Source organism: Rhodoferax sp. BAB1 (assembly GCF_013334205.1).
Classification (GTDB): domain Bacteria; phylum Pseudomonadota; class Gammaproteobacteria; order Burkholderiales; family Burkholderiaceae_C; genus Hylemonella.
Genome location: NZ_CP054424.1, coordinates 726,997 through 745,453 on the forward strand (window position 1 = coordinate 726,997; position 18,457 = coordinate 745,453).

The 18,457-nt window shown below is 65.1% G+C and carries 16 protein-coding genes; 3 read left to right on the forward strand and 13 right to left on the reverse strand.

The window, feature by feature from the left end; all coding sequences use genetic code 11:
- Positions 1-30: 30 nt before the first annotated feature.
- The 13 genes from HTY51_RS03585 to HTY51_RS03645 all read right to left on the reverse strand — a co-directional run bounded on the left by HTY51_RS03585 (position 31) and on the right by HTY51_RS03645 (position 13,499).
- Complete coding sequence (locus tag HTY51_RS03585; RefSeq protein ID WP_371733853.1) at positions 31-2,466, reverse strand: FimV/HubP family polar landmark protein; 2,436 nt, start codon at positions 2,464-2,466, stop codon at positions 31-33.
- A 205-nt stretch (positions 2,467-2,671) separates the two neighbouring features.
- A complete protein-coding gene (gene asd, locus HTY51_RS03590; protein WP_174251444.1) occupies positions 2,672-3,811 on the reverse strand; it encodes an aspartate-semialdehyde dehydrogenase in 1,140 nt (379 codons plus the stop codon).
- Positions 3,812-3,883: 72 nt separating this feature from the next.
- Entirely contained in the window at positions 3,884-4,966 is a 1,083-nt protein-coding gene (leuB, locus tag HTY51_RS03595; protein WP_174251445.1) for a 3-isopropylmalate dehydrogenase, read from the reverse strand.
- Positions 4,967-4,996: 30 nt separating this feature from the next.
- Positions 4,997-5,647, reverse strand: coding sequence for a 3-isopropylmalate dehydratase small subunit (gene leuD / locus HTY51_RS03600; protein ID WP_174251446.1), 651 nt, complete (start codon positions 5,645-5,647; stop codon positions 4,997-4,999).
- 8 nt (positions 5,648-5,655) lie between these two features.
- Complete coding sequence (leuC, locus tag HTY51_RS03605) at positions 5,656-7,077, reverse strand: 3-isopropylmalate dehydratase large subunit (protein ID WP_174251447.1); 1,422 nt, start codon at positions 7,075-7,077, stop codon at positions 5,656-5,658.
- A 65-nt stretch (positions 7,078-7,142) separates the two neighbouring features.
- The gene (locus HTY51_RS03610; RefSeq protein ID WP_174251448.1) at positions 7,143-7,526 is read right to left on the reverse strand and encodes a hypothetical protein; all 384 of its coding nucleotides are present in this window, start codon (positions 7,524-7,526) and stop codon (positions 7,143-7,145) included.
- A gap of 67 nt (positions 7,527-7,593) precedes the next feature.
- Positions 7,594-8,904, reverse strand: coding sequence for a citrate synthase (gltA, locus tag HTY51_RS03615; RefSeq protein ID WP_174251449.1), 1,311 nt, complete (start codon positions 8,902-8,904; stop codon positions 7,594-7,596).
- Positions 8,905-8,914: 10 nt separating this feature from the next.
- A complete protein-coding gene (locus tag HTY51_RS03620) occupies positions 8,915-9,193 on the reverse strand; it encodes a succinate dehydrogenase assembly factor 2 (RefSeq protein ID WP_174251450.1) in 279 nt (92 codons plus the stop codon).
- 20 nt (positions 9,194-9,213) lie between these two features.
- Positions 9,214-9,918 (reverse strand): succinate dehydrogenase iron-sulfur subunit, encoded by a 705-nt coding sequence (locus HTY51_RS03625; protein WP_174251451.1) that lies wholly within the window; start codon positions 9,916-9,918, stop codon positions 9,214-9,216.
- Between the two features lie 22 nt (positions 9,919-9,940).
- Positions 9,941-11,737: a succinate dehydrogenase flavoprotein subunit gene (gene sdhA / locus HTY51_RS03630; RefSeq protein ID WP_174251452.1), complete on the reverse strand. Its 1,797-nt coding sequence runs from the start codon at positions 11,735-11,737 to the stop codon at positions 9,941-9,943.
- Between the two features lie 3 nt (positions 11,738-11,740).
- Positions 11,741-12,106 carry a succinate dehydrogenase, hydrophobic membrane anchor protein gene (sdhD, locus tag HTY51_RS03635; protein WP_174251453.1) on the reverse strand — a complete coding sequence of 122 codons (366 nt, stop codon included), beginning with the start codon at positions 12,104-12,106 and terminating at the stop codon, positions 11,741-11,743.
- A gap of 19 nt (positions 12,107-12,125) precedes the next feature.
- Complete coding sequence (gene sdhC, locus HTY51_RS03640; protein ID WP_174251454.1) at positions 12,126-12,569, reverse strand: succinate dehydrogenase, cytochrome b556 subunit; 444 nt, start codon at positions 12,567-12,569, stop codon at positions 12,126-12,128.
- A 132-nt stretch (positions 12,570-12,701) separates the two neighbouring features.
- Positions 12,702-13,499, reverse strand: a complete 798-nt coding sequence (locus HTY51_RS03645; RefSeq protein ID WP_174251455.1) for a GntR family transcriptional regulator — start codon at positions 13,497-13,499, stop codon at positions 12,702-12,704.
- A gap of 182 nt (positions 13,500-13,681) precedes the next feature.
- Here HTY51_RS03645 and HTY51_RS03650 point away from each other — a divergent pair, with 182 nt between their 5' ends.
- From HTY51_RS03650 to acnB, 3 genes are read left to right on the forward strand one after another with little or no spacing between them, the layout of a single operon-like run.
- Entirely contained in the window at positions 13,682-14,668 is a 987-nt protein-coding gene (locus HTY51_RS03650) for a malate dehydrogenase (RefSeq protein WP_174251456.1), read from the forward strand.
- 7 nt (positions 14,669-14,675) lie between these two features.
- Positions 14,676-15,755 carry a CoA ester lyase gene (locus HTY51_RS03655; protein ID WP_174251457.1) on the forward strand — a complete coding sequence of 360 codons (1,080 nt, stop codon included), beginning with the start codon at positions 14,676-14,678 and terminating at the stop codon, positions 15,753-15,755.
- Between the two features lie 40 nt (positions 15,756-15,795).
- A complete protein-coding gene (acnB, locus tag HTY51_RS03660) occupies positions 15,796-18,381 on the forward strand; it encodes a bifunctional aconitate hydratase 2/2-methylisocitrate dehydratase (RefSeq protein ID WP_174251458.1) in 2,586 nt (861 codons plus the stop codon).
- Positions 18,382-18,457 lie beyond the last annotated feature (76 nt).

An 18,457-nucleotide genomic window follows, 5' to 3' on the forward strand; every position in this document is an offset into this window, starting at 1 on the left:
ACACGGCCTGCAGGGACGAGCCCGGCCGGATCAGCCGAGCGCGGCCAGTGCCTTCTGGGCCCTGGACTTCATGTCACCCGAGGCTTCGGCAATGATTTCCTCGATCAGGGCGCGGGCACCATCGGTGTCGCCGATGGCCTTGAACTCGTCGGCCAGCGCCAGCTTGGTGGCCAGCGGGTCGTCCGAGCCACCACCCGGCTGCTCCGAGGGCGAGTCCAGGTCGAGCGACAGGCCACCCATGTCGAAGTTCATCATATTGTCTGCAGCCGGGGCGGCGGCGGGTGCCAGGCTGATCTCGGGCAGGGACGGGGCCTCAAAAGCCATGCTGTTGTCGGGAGCCGTGGCGATCGGCGCAGGCATGGTGGAGGCCGAAGGGGCCGGGGCGCGTGACTCGGCTTCGTCGAGCGAGAAGTCCAGGTCCAGATCCAGGTCCATGCCGGCTCCTGCGGCAGCAGCGGCCGCCACGGGGGCCGCTTGCCGCACGGGCTGGCTGGCATAACTGCCGGAACTGGCCTGCAGCGGGGCGGGCGCCGAAGCGGGCGGTTCGCCGCCGGGCTGGTAGGCCTCATTGTTCGGGTCGATGCCGCGGCCGAGTTCACAGATGTGTTCCCATTCACTGCCGCTGCCGCCGGTGACCTTGTAGGCTTCCTTGGCGATCACGCCAAAGTTCTTCACGTCGCGCCGCTTGGCGTAGATTTCCAGCAATTTCTGGTGGATGGCGACGCGGCTGGGGTGGTTGCGCAGCGCTTCCTTGAGGATTTCCTCGGCCTGCAGGTCACGGCCGTAAGCGAGGTAGACATCGGCTTCAGCGACGGGGTCGACATCGTCGCCAGCATCAAGCTGGCTGGGCGAGTAGACCATGGACGAGGAACTGCTGGCACCGTTGTCATTGGTGTCAACTCGTTGTCCGCCGCTTGCTCCGAAAAAAGAGTCGGGCTGGAGACGGCTCTCCAGGTAGGCGCTGTCGACTTGGGAGGCGTTCTTGCGCTGACGGCTGCGGTAAAAGGCCAGACCGGCCAGCAGGGCCACCAGACCACCAGCCGCCGCCGGGATCAGCGGGTTGTCCATCAGCTCGTCGAGCAGGGAGGGTTCTTCGACCACGGGAGCTGGCATCGGGGCCGATGCCACCGGACGCGGCATCGGTGCGGTGGCCTGAGGGGCAGGCGCCGGGGCGCTGGCCGCCGGAACTGCTGCGGGTGCCACGGTGACCGCGGGGGCGGGCGTCGCGACCGGCGCAGAGGCCACCGGTGCCGCGGCAGGCACAGCGGGTGCCGCCGGTTTGGCTGGTGCCGAGGCCACCGGTGCGGGGGCGGCGGCCGTCTTGCTGAGTTTTTCCAGTTCAGCGACGTTCTTGGACAGGGCCTCCGTGCGGGCTGCGGCGTCCTTGGCGCTGCGCTCCATGGCCAGTTTGTCTTCAGGTGCCTTGGCCTGGACAGCGCCCTTGGACAAGGTCAGCTTGTCGGGGGCGGTGGTGGCCGGTTTCTTTTCCTCGACCTGGGTCTGCACGCTGCCGCTGGTCTTGCGGTCGGCTGCCGCTTCGGGGCTGGCCGGGGCACTGGCCGCGAGGCGGCGGCGGAATTCGTTGAAGTCCCTGCTCTGGGTCTGCAGGATCTGGCGAGCCTCGTCGGCCGGGGTGGCTTGTGCTTCCTCGGCGCCGGGCATGTCCAGCACAGCGCCCTTGCGCAGCCGGTTGACGTTGCCGCCGATAAAGGCTTCCGGGTTGCTGCGCAGCATGGCGACCAGCATCTGGTCGAGTGATACGTCGGCCGCTTTCTGGGCCAGGGCTATGCGCCCGGCCGTATCACCGGCCTTGACGGTCAGTTGCTGTCGTCCTGCCACGGCCGGGGCCGGGGGCTCCGTGCTTTTGGGGGGCTCGGCGGTGGCCACCGGGGCAGGCTCCGGACTGGGCTGGACAGGCTCGGCCGCCGGGGCGGGGACCACGGCCGGGGCTTCGGCCGGTACAGGTGCGGGTGCCGCGGGCGGCGCGATCTGGACCGGCACGGCACTGACCTGAGGGGCCTGCGGCGTGACGGGCTGCGATCCGTTGAGGACCGGGGGATCAAAAAGCATCGTGTAATCGCGCACGATGCGGCCGGAGGACCAGTTGGCCTCCAGGATCAGGTCCACATAGGGTTCGTTGATGGCGCGTGAGTTGCTCAGACGCAGGTACTGCTGTCCGTTCGCGCGTTTCTGCAGGGAAATCTGCAGGCCATTGAGGGCCGCGCTGTACTCCATGCCACTGGCCCGGTAGGTATCCGGCAGGGCGACACGGGGCCGTAGCGAGGAGGCTTCGTCCTCGTTGATCTCGAGGATCTCGATTTCGGCACGTAGCGGTTCGCCCAGCGCCGACTGAACCACGATGCGGCCCAGGGAGAGCGCAGCAGCTTGCGTGCCCCACAAACCGAGAACCGTGGCGGAGGCAATCGCCAGGGCGGTTCTTTGCCAGCGTTGTGACTTAGCAATCAATTTAGGGGCCTCCGGTGCTCGGGCGAAGTAGGTGTGAACGCCACGGTTTTTAGTCCAAAACCGTGATCATGAAACTGGAAAAGTACGTTAACATCAATATGTTAGCCTGACAAGCTGAGAAAGCGCTTAACTTTCTTGGCCTAAGCTCCTGGCTCTGGTTCAGGCTGTATTTGTTGTTAACGGACAACGAATATCTGTCTCCGCATCAAGCTTGCAGCAGGATGCGCAGCATACGACGCAGCGGCTCGGCCGCACCCCACAAAAGCTGGTCGCCGACCGTGAATGCGCCCAGATAGTCATTGCCCATGGCCAGCTTGTGCAGGCGGCCCACCGGCACAGTCAGCGTACCCGTGACGGCGGCCGGCGTGAGTTCGCGCTCGCTGATCTCGCGCTGGTTGGGGACCACTTTCACCCAGTCGTTGGCGCCGGCCAGCAGGCCTTCGATCTCGGCCAGCGGCACGTCCTTCTTCAGCTTGACCGTCAGGCCCTGCGAGTGGCAGCGCATGGCGCCGATGCGCACGCACAGGCCGTCGATCGGGATGCTGCCGGCGCTGCGGAAGGCCGGGTTGCCCAGGATCTTGTTGCATTCGGCGCCGCCCTTCCACTCTTCCTTGCTCTGGCCGTGCTCGACCGGCACGTCGATCCAGGGGATCAGGCTGCCGGCCAGGGCCGTGCTGCGGAAGTTCTTGGTCGGGAAGCTGGCATCGCGCATGGTGGCGGCCACCTTGCGGTCGATGTCCAGGATGGCCGAGGCCGGATCGGCAAGCTCGGCCTTGACGGAGTCGTGCAGGGCGCCCATCTGGCTCAGCAGTTCGCGCATGTTCTGCGCGCCGGCACCCGAGGCGGCCTGGTAGGTCATGGCGCTGACCCATTCGACCAGGCCAGCCTTGAACAGGCCGCCCATGCCCATGAGCATCAGGCTCACGGTGCAGTTGCCGCCGATCCAGTTGCGGCCGCCCTGGGCCAGCGACTGGTCGATCACGTGGCGGTTGACGGGGTCCAGGATGATGACGGCGTCGTCGGCCATGCGCAGGGCCGAGGCTGCATCGATCCAGTGGCCCTTCCAGCCGGCAGCGCGCAGCTTGGGGTAGACCTCCTTGGTGTAGTCGCCGCCCTGGCAGGTCAGGACGATGTCGCACTTCCTGAGGTCCTCGATGCTGTTGGCGTCCTTGAGGGTGGTTTCGTTCCTGGCCAGGGCCGGGGCTTTGCCGCCGGCATTGGAAGTGGAGAAGAACACCGGCTCGATCAGGCCGAAGTCGCCTTCGGCCTGCATGCGGTCCATCAGGACCGAGCCCACCATGCCACGCCAGCCGACGAGGCCCACCACATTGCCTACCTTGCTCATCACATGCCCTTTCAATCAAATCCTGTTAACCCGGCTCGTCGGCCGGGTGGGCGTGACGAACCGAGAGCTGTTTCAGCCCTTGGTTTTCGTAATGGCGGCGACCACCGCGTCGCCCATTTCGCGGGTGCCCACCTTCGTGGTACCTGCCGACCAGATGTCTGCCGTGCGCAGTCCGGACGCGAGCACGCTCTTGACGGCCGACTCGATACGGTCGGCGGCCGTGGCCTGGTTGAGCGAGAAGCGGAGCATCATGGCAGCAGACAGTATTGTAGCCAGCGGGTTGGCGATGCCCTTGCCCGCGATGTCGGGCGCGCTGCCGTGGCTGGGCTCGTACAGGCCCTGGTTCTTGCTGTTCAGGCTGGCCGAGGGCAGCATGCCGATGGAGCCGGTCAGCATGGCGGCTTCGTCGGACAGGATGTCGCCGAACATATTGCCGGTGACGATGACGTCGAAGCTCTTGGGGGCCTTGACCAGCTGCATGGCGGCGTTGTCCACGTACATATGGCTCAGCTCGACGTCCGGGTACTGCTGGTGCACTTCGGTGACCACGTCCTTCCAGAACTGGAAGGTCTCGAGCACATTGGCCTTGTCCACGCTGGTGACCTTCTTGTTGCGCTTGCGCGCGGCCTGGAAGGCGGTGTGGGCGATGCGCTCGATCTCGGGCTTGCTGTAGCGCATGGTGTCGTAGGCTTCCTCGGCGCCGGGGAAGGCACCGTCGGTGGCTGTACGGCGGCCGCGCGGCTGGCCGAAGTAGATGTCGCCGGTGAGTTCGCGCACGATCAGGATGTCCAGGCCGGCAATCAGCTCGGGCTTGAGGCTGGAGGCCCCCACGAGTTCTTCGTAGCAAATGGCCGGGCGGAAGTTGGCGTACAGGCCCAGGTGCTTGCGCAGGCCGAGGATGGCCTGCTCGGGGCGCAGGGCGCGCTCGAGCTTGTCGTATTTCCAGTCACCGACGGCGCCGAACAGGATGGCGTCGGCCGCCTTGGCCAGGTTCAGTGTGGCATCGGGCAAGGGATGGCCGGCGGCCTCGTAGGCGGCGCCGCCCACGGGGGCGGTTTCCATCTCGAATTTCAGGTCCAGGACCTGGAGGACCTTGACGGCCTCGGCCACGATTTCGGTACCGATGCCGTCACCCGGCAGAACTGCGATTTTCATGTGGTAGCTTTGCTATGAATTTGTGAGCGATCAGCCCATCATGGTGTGGGCGAGCCAGGGCTTCTTGGCCAGGCGTTCGGCTTCGTAAGCCGCGATCTTGTCCTTGTGACGCAGGGTCAGGCCGATGTCGTCGAAGCCGTTGAGCAGGCAGTACTTGCGGAAGGCCTGCACCTCGAAGGGGATCTCTTCGCCCTGGGGCTTGACGACGACCTGGCGCTCCAGGTCGATGGTGAGCTGGTAGCCGGGGAAGGCCGCACATTCGTCGAACAGCTGGGCCACCGTGGCTTCGGGCAGCACGATGGGCAGCAGGCCGTTCTTGAAGCTGTTGTTGAAGAAGATGTCGGCAAAGCTGGGCGCGAGGATGGCGCGGAAGCCGTACTGGTCCAGCGCCCAGGGCGCGTGCTCACGCGAGGAGCCGCAGCCGAAGTTCTTGCGCGCCAGCAGCACGGAAGCACCGGCATAACGCGGCTGGTTCAGTACGAAGTCCGGGTTGGGCTTGCGGCTGGCCGGGTCCTGGCCCGGGTAACCGGCGTCCAGGTAGCGCCATTCGTCGAACAGGTTGGGGCCGAAGCCGGTCTTGCGGATGGACTTGAGGAACTGCTTGGGGATGATGGCGTCGGTGTCGACGTTCTCGCGGTCCATCGGCGCCACGAGACCCTTGTGGATGGTGAACTTCTGCATGGCGGACCTCAGGAGAACTTGCGGATGTCGACGAAGTGGCCGTGCACGGCGGCGGCGGCGGCCATGGCCGGGCTGACCAGGTGGGTACGGCCTCCGGCGCCCTGGCGCCCTTCGAAGTTGCGGTTGCTGGTGGAGGCGCAGCGCTCGCCGGGCTCCAGCCGGTCGGCGTTCATGGCCAGGCACATGGAGCAGCCGGGTTCACGCCACTCGAAGCCGGCGGCCTTGAAGATCTCGTGCAGGCCTTCGCGTTCGGCCTGTTCCTTGACCTGGCCCGAACCCGGTACGACCAGGGCCAGCTTGACGTTCCTGGCGACCTTCTGGCCCAGTTTCTTGACCACGGCGGCGGCCTCGCGCATGTCCTCGATGCGGCTGTTGGTGCAGGAGCCGATGAAGACCTTGTCGATGCTGATGTCGGCCAGCGGCTTGCCGGGCTCCAGGCCCATATAGCTCAGGGCGCGCTCGATGGCGCCGCGCTTGTTGGCGTCTTTTTCCTTGTCCGGGTCGGGCACGCGGCCATCAATGCCCAGCACCATCTCGGGCGAGGTGCCCCAGGTGACCTGCGGCAGGATCTGTGTGGCGTCGAGTTCGACCACGGTGTCGAACCTGGCATCCGGGTCGGACTGCAAGGTCTTCCAGTAGGCGACGGCCTGCTCCCACTCCACGCCGGTGGGCGAGAGCGGACGGCCCCTGACGTACTCGATGGTCTTGTCGTCCACGGCCACCAGGCCGGCGCGTGCGCCGCCTTCGATGGCCATGTTGCAGACCGTCATGCGGCCTTCCATGGAGAGAGAACGGATGGCCGAGCCGGCGAATTCGATGGTGTAGCCCGTGCCGCCAGCGGTGCCGATGCGGCCAATGATGGCCAGCACGATGTCCTTGGCGGTCACGCCCGGGGCCACTTTGCCCTCCACCTTGATCAGCATGTTCTTCGCCTTCTTGGCCAGCAGGGTCTGCGTGGCCATGACGTGCTCGACTTCGCTGGTGCCGATGCCATGCGCCAGCGCGCCGAAGGCGCCGTGGGTGGAGGTGTGCGAGTCACCGCACACGACTGTCATGCCGGGCAGGGTGGCGCCGTTCTCGGGGCCGATCACGTGCACGATGCCCTGGCGCCTGGACAGGAAGGGGAAGAAGGCGGCGGCGCCGGACTCCTTGATGTTGGCGTCCAGCGTGGTGATCTGTTCCTTGCTGATCGGATCGGCGATGCCGTCGTAGCCCAGTTCCCAGCCCGTGGTGGGGGTGTTGTGGTCGGCCGTCGCCACGATGGACGATACGCGCCAGACCTTGCGGCCCGCCTGGCGCAGGCCTTCGAAGGCCTGCGGGCTGGTCACTTCATGGACCAGGTGGCGGTCGATGTAGAGGACGGCGGTGCCGTCTTCCTCGGTATGGACGACGTGCTCGTCCCAGATCTTGTCGTAAAGGGTGCGTCCCATGGCTGTTGTCCGCGTTGCAGTTCTAGGCAATCTGCCATTTTATGCGGACGTTGCGAAGAGGGGCTTCAGTCCAGGATATCCAGCGTGGGCGAGAACTCACGCACCCGGTGGTCCACGTAGTAGCCACCGTACTCTGTGTAGCGCAGCAGCTGTCGCTGGCAGGCCTTGCAGCGCCAGAGCTCGCAGCGGTTGTAGGGGAAGAACTCGATCGCCACCGGCGCGTCGGGCGAGTCGTAGCGCGTGCCCTGCGGGTGGCGTTCCTCGAAGGTCGGCTCATGGACCTCGGGGTCGCGCAGCGTGGCCAGGGCCTGCATCTGGGCGGCGGGCCAGCGTTCCTCGGTCAGGCTGGTCCAGCCGGGGCAGGGCCCCAGGCCGCAGCTGCAGTGGGCGGCGAGCGGGCTGTCGGCCTGCAGGACGCGCAGTTCAGCGGCGAGTCGGATGAGTTTCATGCGGCACGGGCCTTGAAGAAAAAAGCCCGCCGACGTTGCCGTGCGGCGGGCTGTGTTTCCGAAAGGTTCAGCGCTTGGCCATCGGCGGCACGTCGCGGCGCGGCGAACCGGTGTAGAGCTGGCGCGGACGGCCGATCTTGTACTCGGGGTCGCTGATCATTTCGTTGAGCTGGGCGATCCAGCCCACGGTGCGGGCCAGGGCGAAGATGCCGGTGAACAGGTTGACCGGGATGCCGATCGCGCGCTGTACGATGCCGGAATAGAAGTCCACGTTCGGGTAGAGCTTGCGCTGCACGAAGTAGTCGTCTTCCACGGCGATCTTCTCCACGGCCATGGCCAGCTTGAACAGCGGATCCTTCTCCAGACCCAGTTCGGCCAGCACTTCCTTGCAGGTTTCCTGCATCAGCTTGGCACGGGGGTCGTAGTTTTTGTAGACGCGGTGGCCAAAGCCCATCAGGCGCACGCCCGAGTTCTTGTCCTTGACCTGCTCCATGTACTCGCCGACCTTGGCGATGCCGCCCTGGCGCTGGATGTCCTCCAGCATGTTCAGGCAGGCCTCGTTGGCGCCGCCATGGGCAGGGCCCCAGAGGCAGGCCACGCCAGCGGCGATGGCCGCAAACGGGTTGGTACCCGAGGAGCCGCACAGGCGAACGGTCGAGGTGGAGGCGTTCTGCTCGTGGTCGGCGTGCAGGACGAAGATGCGGTCGAGGGCGCGCTCGAGCACCGGATTGACCTTGTAGTCCTCGCAGGGCGTGCCGAACATCATGCGCAGGAAGTTGCCGGAATAACTCAGGTCATTGCGCGGGTACATGTAGGGCTGGCCGATGCCGTACTTGTAGGCCATGGCGACCAGCGTGGGCAGCTTGGCAATCAGGCGGATCGCGGCGATCTCGCGGTGCTCGGGGTTGTTGATGTCGGTGCTGTCGTGATAGAAGGCCGACAGGGCGCCGATCAGACCGGTCAGCACGGCCATGGGGTGTGCATCACGGCGGAACCCGCGCAGGAAGAACTGCATCTGCTCGTTGACCATGGTGTGCATGGTCACGCGCTGGGTGAATTCGACCTTCTTCGCGGCATTGGGCAGGTCGCCGTAGAGCAGCAGATGGCAGGTTTCCAGGAAGTCGCACTGGGTGGCCAGCTGTTCGATCGGGTAACCGCGGTACAGCAACTCGCCCTTGTCACCATCGATATAGGTGATGGCCGACTGGCAGGAGGCGGTCGACAGGAAACCCGGGTCATAGGTGAACATGCCGGTCTGGCCGTACAGCTTGCGGATGTCGATGACATCCGGGCCGATATTGCCCTGGTAGACCGGCAGCTCGACGCTGGGCTTGCCGTTACTGAACGACAGGGTGGCTTTGTTATCAGCAAGTTTCATTTTTGACCTTTCAGCAGGTGGTTCTCAACATCTTCAATACTTCGCGTACTTCTTCGCGATCCAGCCCGGGTTCCACCTCGGCCAAGGGCTTGCGGCCGAGGTGCAGGTCGAGCAGGTCGTTGTCGCTCAGGTCCATCAGGGCGTTCAGACCCTGCGACTGGCGCACGGTCAGGGTGGACTCGAACTGGCGAAAAAATCGCTCGATGAAGAGGTCGTTTTCGAGCAGGCCGCGGCGGCAGCGCCACTTCAGCTTGCTCAGCGCCCTCGCATCGATCAGTTCATTGTCCACGGTCTACCCTGGTGCTTTGCTTACACCGCGCGGGCGACCATCATTTCCTTGATCTTGCCGATCGCCTTGGTCGGGTTCAGGCCCTTGGGGCAGACGTCGACGCAGTTCATGATGGTGTGGCAGCGGAACAGGCGGTAGGGGTCTTCCAGGTTGTCCAGTCGCTCACCCGTGGCCTGGTCGCGGCTGTCGGCGATGAAACGGTAGGCCTGCAGCAGACCGGCCGGGCCGACGAACTTGTCCGGGTTCCACCAGAAGCTCGGGCAGCTGGTGGAGCAGCTGGCGCACAGGATGCATTCGTACAGGCCGTTGAGCTCTTCACGCTCCTCGGGCGACTGCAGGCGCTCCTTCTCGGGCGGCACGTCCTCGTTGATCAGGTAGGGCTTGATCGAGTGGTACTGCTTGAAGAACTGCGTCATGTCCACGATCAGGTCGCGCACCACCGGCAGGCCGGGCAGGGGCTTGAGCACCACAGTGCCCTTGAGCGTGTTCATGTTGGTCAGGCAGGCCAGACCGTTCTTGCCATTGATGTTCATGGCATCCGAACCGCACACGCCTTCGCGGCAGGAGCGGCGGAAGGACAGGGTGGGGTCGACGGCCTTGAGCTTGATCAGGGCATCCAGCAGCATGCGCTCGTTGCCGTCGAGTTCGACCTCGAGGGTCTGCATGTAGGGCTTGGCGTCCTTGTCCGGGTCGTAGCGATAGATCTGGAAGGTGCGTAGGGTCATGATGGTCTCTCGGCGTGACGTCTTAGAAGGTGCGAACCTTGGGCGGGACGGACTCGACCGTCAGCGGCTTGAGGTTGACAGGCTTGTAGCTCAGGCTGTTGTTCGCGCTGTGCCACAGGGTGTGCTTCATCCAGTTGGCGTCGTCGCGGCCCAGCGGCGCCACGGCGTCGTCCACCGGGCGCTCGTAGTCGCTCACGGTGTGGGCGCCACGGCATTCCCTGCGGGCGGCGGCCGAGACCATGGTGGCCTGGGCGCACTCGATCAGGTTGTCGACTTCCAGCGCCTCGATGCGCGCAGTGTTGAAGACCTTGGAGGTGTCCTTCAGCCCGACGTGCTTGCTGCGCTCGCGCAGTTCGGCGATTTTCCTGACACCTTCGTCCATGCTGGCCTGGGTGCGGAACACGCCAGCGTGTTGCTGCATTGTGGCGCGCATGTCGTTGGCCACGTTCTGGGCATATTCACCGTTGCTCGCCGCATCGAGGCGGGCCAGGCGCGCCAGCGTACGGTCGGCGGCATCGGCCGGCAGCGACTTGTGCGACTTGGTCCGCGAGGCGAACTCGACGATGTGGTTGCCGGCGGCGCGGCCGAAGACCAGCAGATCCAGCAGGGAGTTGGTGCCCAGGCGGTTGGCGCCGTGCACGCTGACGCAGGAGCATTCACCCACGGCGTACAGGCCGTTGACGACCTTGTTGCTGCTGCCGTCATGCACCACCACCTGGCCGTTGATATTGGTCGGGATGCCGCCCATCTGGTAGTGGATGGTGGGCACCACGGGGATCGCTTCCTTGGTGATGTCCACGTTGGCGAAGTTGACGCCGATCTCGTAGACCGAGGGCAGGCGCTTGTGGATGGTCTCGGCGCCCAGGTGGTCGAGCTTGAGCATCACGTAGTCCTTGTTCGGACCGCAGCCGCGACCTTCCTTGATCTCCTGGTCCATGCAGCGTGAGACGAAATCGCGCGGGGCCAGGTCCTTCAAGGTCGGGGCGTAGCGCTCCATGAAGCGCTCGCCATTGCTGTTGAGCAGGATGGCGCCCTCGCCGCGGCAGCCCTCGGTCAGCAGCACGCCCGCGCCGGCCACGCCGGTCGGGTGGAACTGCCAGAACTCCATGTCCTGCAGCGGGATGCCGGCACGTGCCGCCATGCCCAGGCCGTCACCGGTGTTGATGAAGGCGTTGGTGGAGGCTGCAAAGATGCGGCCGGCACCACCGGTGGCCAGCAGCACGGTCTTGGCGTGCAGCACGTGCAGGTCGCCGGTTTCCATCTCAAGAGCGGTCACGCCGACCACGTCACCTTCGGCGTCGCGGACCAGATCCAGCGCCATCCATTCGACGAAGAACTGGGTGCGTGCTGCCACGTTCTGCTGGTACAGGGTGTGCAGCATGGCGTGGCCGGTGCGGTCGGCCGCGGCGCAGGCGCGCTGCACGGGCTTCTCGCCGTAGTTGGCCGTGTGCCCGCCGAAGGGGCGCTGGTAGATGGTGCCGTCGGGGTTGCGGTCGAAGGGCATGCCCATGTGCTCGAGGTCGTACACGACCTTGGGTGCTTCACGGCACATGAACTCGATGGCGTCCTGGTCGCCGAGCCAGTCGGAGCCCTTGACAGTGTCGTAGAAGTGGAAGTGCCAGTTGTCCTCGGACATATTGCCCAGCGAGGCGCCGATGCCGCCCTGGGCCGCCACGGTGTGCGAGCGGGTCGGGAAGACCTTGGACAGCACGGCCACGTTCAGGCCGGCACGCGCGAGCTGCAGCGAGGCACGCATGCCGGAGCCGCCGGCCCCGACGATGACGACGTCAAATTTGCGCTTGGATACGGAATACGACATGGCTCAGAGTCTCCACAGGACTTGGATGGCCCAGCCGGCGCAGCCGACCAGCCAGACGATGGTGAATACCTGCAGGGACAGGCGCAGCCAGACCGGCTTGATGTAATCCATCCAGATATCGCGCATGCCCACCCAGACGTGCCAGATCAGCGCGACGATGATGGCGAAGGTCAGCACCTTCATCCACTGGGCGGCGAAGATGCTGGCCCAGAGTTCGTAGCCGATGGGGCCGCGGGTGAACAGCACCTGGGCCAGCACCACGAAGGTGAAGAGGACCATCAGGGCGGCGGTGATGCGCTGGCTCAGCCAGTCGCGCAGACCGTAGTGCGCGCCGACGACGATGCGCTTGGAGCCGTAGTTGACGGACATGTGTTGCTCCTTGTTCTTCTTAGTAGAGGCCGAACAGCTTGGCACCCAGCACGACGGTCAAGGCCACGCTCAGCACCAGGGTGACGATGGCCGAACTGTGGCCGAATTCCTTGCTCACGGCATGGGCCACGTCCATCCAGAGGTGACGGATGCCGGCAATGATGTGGTGCAGATAGGCCCAGATCAGGGCCAGCGCGACCAGTTTGAAGAACCAGCCGGGTACAAAGCCTGCGCCGGCGCTGAACAGGGCGCTGAAGCGGGCAAAGGAGTATTCGGAGGACACCGAGGTGTCGAACAGCCAGATGATGAAGGGCAGCAGCAGGAACATCAGCGCGCCGCTGACGCGGTGCAGGATGGATACCCAGCCGGCCGGGGGCAGGCGGTAGCTGGGCAGGTCTTTCAGCGCGTGGATGTTGCGGAACTCGGGCCGCTGTGGCCGGGAGGAGGGGGCAAGCTCAGTCATGGATGGGCTTTCTGTGGATGTAACCGCTTTGTAATTTCTGGGCCTAAACAGTGGCAAATTCTATTGCAATGCAGCATTCAATCGGGCCTGATGCTGGTTCATTCTGCGCCTGGATGCTGGTAACCAAGTTTCTCAACTCAGCACATTCCGATAGTGGTGGGTGTCGGTCAGGTACAGGCCGCGGCGCAATTCCATGGGCACATCGTTATAGGTATACGCGATGCGCTCCACGCTCAGCAGCGGGGTGGTTTTTGACACCTTCAGGAATGTGGCCTGGGCGGCATCGGGCAGCACGGCACGGATTTTTTCCTCGGCCCGCACCATGCGCACGCCGAATTCGGTCTCGAACAGTTCGTACATGTGGCCATGGTGCTGGCTCAGGCGCTCGGCGGTCAGTCCCTTGAAGGGGGTGCCGGGCAGCCACAGGTCTTCCAGAATGGTGGGGTGGCCAGCGAAGGACAGCACGCGCCTGGCTTGCAGCACGCTGTCGCCGGTGCGCAGTGCCAGGGCGCGCGCGATCTCGGCCGGCGCGCGCAGTCGTTTGCAGTCGATGATGTTGCGCTCGGCCGGCCCCTCGCTCTGGCGATCGCCCTGGTCGGGCATCAGGCGCAGGAAACGGTACTGCACATGCTGCTCGGCATGGGTGGCCACGAAGGTGCCCTTGCCCTGGCGGCGCACCAGCAGGTGTTCGGCCGCCAGTTCATCGATGGCCTTGCGCACCGTGCCCTGGCTGACCCGGTAGCGCGCGGCCAGATCCATCTCGCTGGGAATGGCTTCGCCCGGTTTCCACTCGCCGGATTGCAGGCTTTGCAGGATCAGGCCCTTGATCTGCTGGTACAGGGGGCTGAAGGCGGGCGCGGGCGGCGCCGAAGCGCCGTTGTCGACGGCGGCCGAAGTGCTGTCAGCCAGAGGGGGGGCGCTGGAGTTCATGCGGTGTGCCGGGTCGGTTGGGAGTGCGAAAACAGTTCGAATCATATCTTATATAAGACATAAGACAAATTGATAAATCAGGGTTTTCGCGCTACACTCCCGGGCACATCCGGGGTACCCGCCGGCCGGTCCGGCATCCCCCCGCGGTCACCGATTCCCTATCACTTTCTGGAGTTTCCACCATGAGCAAAAAGCCCGTCCGCGTCGCCGTCACCGGCGCCGCCGGCCAAATCGGTTACGCCCTGTTGTTCCGCATCGCCTCCGGCGAAATGCTGGGCAAGGACCAGCCCGTCATTCTGCAACTGCTGGAAATTCCGGACGAGAAGGCCCAGAAGGCGCTCAAGGGTGTGATGATGGAACTGGAAGACTGTGCCTTCCCGCTGCTGGCCGGCATGGAAGCCCACAGCGACCCGATGACCGCCTTCAGGGATACCGACTACGCTTTGCTGGTGGGCTCGCGCCCGCGCGGCCCGGGCATGGAACGTGCTGAACTGCTGGCTGTCAATGGCGCCATCTTCACGGCCCAGGGCAAGGCCCTGAACGCCGTGGCCTCGCGCAAGGTCAAGGTGCTGGTGGTCGGCAACCCTGCCAACACCAACGCCTACATTGCGATGAAGAGCGCCCCGAACCTGCCGCGCAAGAATTTCACCGCCATGCTGCGCCTGGACCACAACCGTGCCGCCAGCCAGATCGCCGCCAAGACCGGCAAGGCCGTGGCCGACATCGAGAAACTCACTGTCTGGGGCAACCACTCGCCCACCATGTACGCCGACTACCGCTTCGCCACCATCAAGGGTGAGAGCGTGGCCAAGATGATCAACGACCAGGAATGGAACGCCAACGTCTTCCTGCCCACCGTGGGCAAGCGTGGTGCCGCCATCATCGAGGCGCGCGGCCTGTCTTCCGCTGCCTCGGCGGCCAACGCCGCCATCGACCACATGCGCGACTGGGCACTGGGCACCAATGGCAAGTGGGTCACCATGGGCATCCCCTCGGACGGTCAGTACGGCATCCCGAAGGACGTCATGTTCGGTTTTCCGGTTACCTGTGAAGGTGGCGAGTACAAGCTGGTCGAGGGTCTGACCATCGACGAATTCAGCCAGCAGTGCATAGCCAAGACTCTGGCCGAGCTGGTGGGTGAGCAGGACGGCGTCAAGCACCTCCTGTAATCCTGTCATGGCCCACCCGCGCGACATCCTCCTCGGCGCCCAGGCCGCAGCCAGCTTCCTGCCGGTTTGCGACCATTACAGCGGTGTCGAGTTGCGCATGCGCAAGAGCCTGCAGTTGCAGGCCGAGATGACGGCCGAGTTCGGTGCCTGCGTGTTCGACGTCTCGCTCGATTGCGAGGACGGCGCGCCCGTCGGCGGCGAGCGCGACCATGCCCAGATGGTGGTGGCGCTGGCCAATGAGGCGCAGGCCGCTGCGCGCAAGGCGGCCCTGCCGGTGGCACCGCGCGTCGCAGTGCGCGTGCATCCGGTGGACCATGCCGCTTTCGAGGCCGACGTGGCGACCATCGTTGGCGGCGCCGGCCAGGCCCTGTGCCATCTGATGATCCCCAAGGTCGAGACGGTGGCCGATGTCGAGCGCGCCGTGGCGGCCGTCGATGCGGCCGCCCGCGGCGCTGGCCGGGCCGCCCCCTTGCCCTTGCAGGTGCTGCTGGAGTCGCCGGCCGCCGTGCATCGTGCCTTTGATATTGCGGCACATCCGCGCGTGCAGTCCATCAGCTTCGGTCTCATGGATTTTGTTTCGGCGCATGGCGGGGCCATCCCCGACAGCGCCATGAGTTCGCGGCCGGACAGCGTGAGCGGCGAACTGGGCCAGTTCACGCACCCGCTGGTGTTACGCGCCAAGCTGGAGATCGCCTCTGCCTGCCATGCCCACGGCAAAGTGCCTTCCCACTGCGTGGTTACCGAATTCAGCGACACTGAAGCCATGAAGGCTGCCGCCCGCAAGGCATCGCGCGAGTTCGGCTACACGCGCATGTGGAGCATCCACCCGAGCCAGATTCGCCCCATCCTGGAGGCGCTGGCCCCCAGTGGTGCCGACATCGAACGTGCGGCTGCCATCATTGCAGCAGCCGAATCGGCGCAGTGGGCTCCCGTGAGCTACGAGGGGCAATTGCACGATCGCGCCAGTTACCGATATTTCTGGCAGGTGCTGGAGCGCGCCCACCAGACCGGGCGCGCCCTGCCTGCCGTCATGCAGGCTTATTTTGCGAGCCCTGCCATCCTGAAAACCCCCGCGGTTCCCGCCTGAGGCGGGAGCGCATTTTTGAAATTGCCAAGAAGGAGTCATCATGTTGCAAGCCTATCGCGCCCACGTCGCTGAACGCGCCGCACTCGGCATCCCCCCGCTGCCGCTGACGGCCAAACAAACCGGCGAGCTGATCGAACTGCTGAAGAACCCGCCCAAGGGCGAGGAGAGCACCCTGGTCGAGCTGATCACGCACCGCGTGCCGGCCGGCGTGGACGATGCCGCCAAGGTCAAGGCCAGCTACCTGGCCGCCGTGGCGCACGGCACCGAAAAATGCACGCTGATCTCGCGCGAGAAGGCGACCGAGCTGCTGGGCACCATGCTGGGCGGCTACAACCTGACCCCGCTGATCGACTTGCTGGACGACGCCCAGGTGGGCAAGGTCGCGGCCGAAGGCCTGAAGAAGACCCTGCTGATGTTCGACCAGTTCCACGACGTCAAGGACAAGGCCGACAAGGGCAACGCCTATGCCAAGGCCGTGCTGCAGAGCTGGGCCGATGCCGAGTGGTTCACCAGCCGCCCCGAAGTGCCCAAGAGCATCACGCTGACCGTGCTCAAGGTGACCGGCGAGACCAACACCGACGACCTGTCGCCCGCGCCCGACGCCTGGAGCCGCCCCGACATCCCGCTGCATGCCCTGGCCATGCTGAAGAACAAGCGCGACGGCATCACCCCCGAGGAAGACGGCAAGCGCGGCCCGATCAAGTTCATCGAAGACCTGCGCGCCCGCGGCAACCTGGTGGCCTATGTGGGCGACGTGGTGGGCACGGGTTCTTCCCGCAAGTCCGCCACCAACTCCGTGCTGTGGTTCACCGGCGAGGACATCCCCTTCGTGCCGAACAAGCGCTACGGCGGCGTCTGCCTGGGCTCCAAGATCGCCCCGATCTTCTACAACACCATGGAAGACGCCGGCGCCCTGCCGATCGAGCTGGACGTGAGCCAGATGAACATGGGTGACGTGATCGAACTGCGCCCCTATGAAGGCAAGGCCCTCAAGGACGGCAAGGTCATCGCCGAGTTCACGGTCCGCAGCGACGTGCTGTTCGACGAAGTGCGCGCCGGCGGTCGCATTCCGCTGATCATCGGCCGCGGCCTGACCGGCAAGGCGCGCGAGGCCCTGGGCCTGCCCCCGAGCACACTGTTCCGCCTGCCGCAAGTGCCCAAGGCCACGGGCAAGGGTTTCACGCTGGCCCAGAAGATGGTCGGTCGCGCCTGCGGTCTGCCCGAAGGCCAGGGTGTGCTGCCTGGCACCTATTGCGAGCCCAAGATGACCTCGGTCGGCTCACAGGACACCACGGGCACGATGACGCGCGACGAGCTCAAGGACCTGGCCTGCCTGGGCTTCAGCTCCGACCTCGTGATGCAGTCCTTCTGCCACACCGCCGCTTACCCCAAGCCGGTGGACGTGAAGATGCACCACGAACTGCCCGAGTTCATGAGCAACCGTGGTGGCATCTCGCTCAAGCCCGGTGACGGCATCATCCACAGCTGGCTCAACCGCATGCTCTTGCCCGATACCGTGGGCACCGGCGGCGACAGCCACACCCGTTTCCCTATCGGCATCTCCTTCCCGGCCGGTTCCGGCCTGGTGGCTTTTGCCGCTGCGACCGGTGTCATGCCGCTGGACATGCCCGAGTCGGTGCTGGTGCGTTTCAAGGGCAAGATGCAGCCCGGCGTCACCCTGCGTGACCTGGTGCACGCCATTCCGCTCTACGGCATCAAGCAGGGCCTGTTGACGGTCGAGAAGAAGGGCAAGAAGAACGCTTTCTCCGGTCGCATCCTCGAGATCGAGGGCCTGCCCGACCTGAAGGTGGAACAGGCCTTCGAGCTGGCCGATGCCTCGGCCGAGCGTTCCGCCGCCGGTTGCACGGTGGCGCTGAACAAGGAGCCGATCATCGAGTACATCAACAGCAATATCGTGCTGCTGAAGAACCTGATTGCCAATGGTTACCACGATGAGCGCACCATCGCCCGCCGCATCAAGGCCATGGAAGCCTGGCTGGCCAAGCCGGACCTGCTCAAGGCCGACAAGGACGCCGAGTACGCCCATGTGATCGAGATCGACCTGGCCGAGATCACCGAACCCATCGTCTGCTGCCCCAACGATCCGGACGACGCCAAGACCCTGTCCGACGTGGCCGGCGCCAAGATCGACGAAGTCTTCATCGGCTCCTGCATGACCAATATCGGCCACTTCCGTGCCGCCTCCAAGCTGCTCGAAGGCAAGCGGGACATCCCGGTCAAGCTGTGGATGGCTCCGCCCACCAAGATGGATGCGCAGCAGCTGAACGAAGAGGGGCACTACGCGACCTTTGGTGCCGCCGGTGCCCGCATGGAAATGCCGGGCTGCAGCCTGTGCATGGGCAACCAGGCGCAGGTGAAGGAGGGCGCGACCGTGATGTCCACCAGCACCCGCAACTTCCCCAACCGCCTGGGCAAGAACACCAATGTGTACCTGGGCTCGGCCGAACTGGCCGCCATCTGCTCCAAGCTGGGCCGCATCCCGACCAAGGCCGAGTACCAGGCCGATATGGGTGTGCTGTCCGCCAATGGCGACAAGGTCTACAAGTACCTGAACTTCGACCAGATCGGCGAGTACAAGGACGTGGCCGACAAGGTCACGGCCTGATCCACGCGGCCTGCTGATCCGAGGCCCTGCGGCGTGAGCCGCAGGGCTTTTTTCATGAGTCCGCCGATAATTTCGG

Bases quoted from the DNA above. Each gene is read 5' to 3' on its own strand.
- gltA (WP_174251449.1), bottom strand. From the start codon at position 8,904: ATGAAACTTGCTGATAACAAAGCCACCCTGTCGTTCAGTAACGGCAAG.
- acnB (WP_174251458.1), top strand. From the start codon at position 15,796: ATGTTGCAAGCCTATCGCGCCCACGTCGCTGAACGCGCCGCACTCGGC.
- sdhD (WP_174251453.1), bottom strand. From the start codon at position 12,106: ATGTCCGTCAACTACGGCTCCAAGCGCATCGTCGTCGGCGCGCACTAC.
- sdhA (WP_174251452.1), bottom strand. From the start codon at position 11,737: ATGTCGTATTCCGTATCCAAGCGCAAATTTGACGTCGTCATCGTCGGG.
- asd (WP_174251444.1), bottom strand. From the start codon at position 3,811: ATGAGCAAGGTAGGCAATGTGGTGGGCCTCGTCGGCTGGCGTGGCATG.
- leuB (WP_174251445.1), bottom strand. From the start codon at position 4,966: ATGAAAATCGCAGTTCTGCCGGGTGACGGCATCGGTACCGAAATCGTG.
- HTY51_RS03655 (WP_174251457.1), top strand. From the start codon at position 14,676: ATGGCCCACCCGCGCGACATCCTCCTCGGCGCCCAGGCCGCAGCCAGC.
- leuD (WP_174251446.1), bottom strand. From the start codon at position 5,647: ATGCAGAAGTTCACCATCCACAAGGGTCTCGTGGCGCCGATGGACCGC.
- sdhC (WP_174251454.1), bottom strand. From the start codon at position 12,569: ATGACTGAGCTTGCCCCCTCCTCCCGGCCACAGCGGCCCGAGTTCCGC.
- HTY51_RS03625 (WP_174251451.1), bottom strand. From the start codon at position 9,918: ATGACCCTACGCACCTTCCAGATCTATCGCTACGACCCGGACAAGGAC.
- HTY51_RS03650 (WP_174251456.1), top strand. From the start codon at position 13,682: ATGAGCAAAAAGCCCGTCCGCGTCGCCGTCACCGGCGCCGCCGGCCAA.
- leuC (WP_174251447.1), bottom strand. From the start codon at position 7,077: ATGGGACGCACCCTTTACGACAAGATCTGGGACGAGCACGTCGTCCAT.
- HTY51_RS03610 (WP_174251448.1), bottom strand. From the start codon at position 7,526: ATGAAACTCATCCGACTCGCCGCTGAACTGCGCGTCCTGCAGGCCGAC.
- HTY51_RS03645 (WP_174251455.1), bottom strand. From the start codon at position 13,499: ATGAACTCCAGCGCCCCCCCTCTGGCTGACAGCACTTCGGCCGCCGTC.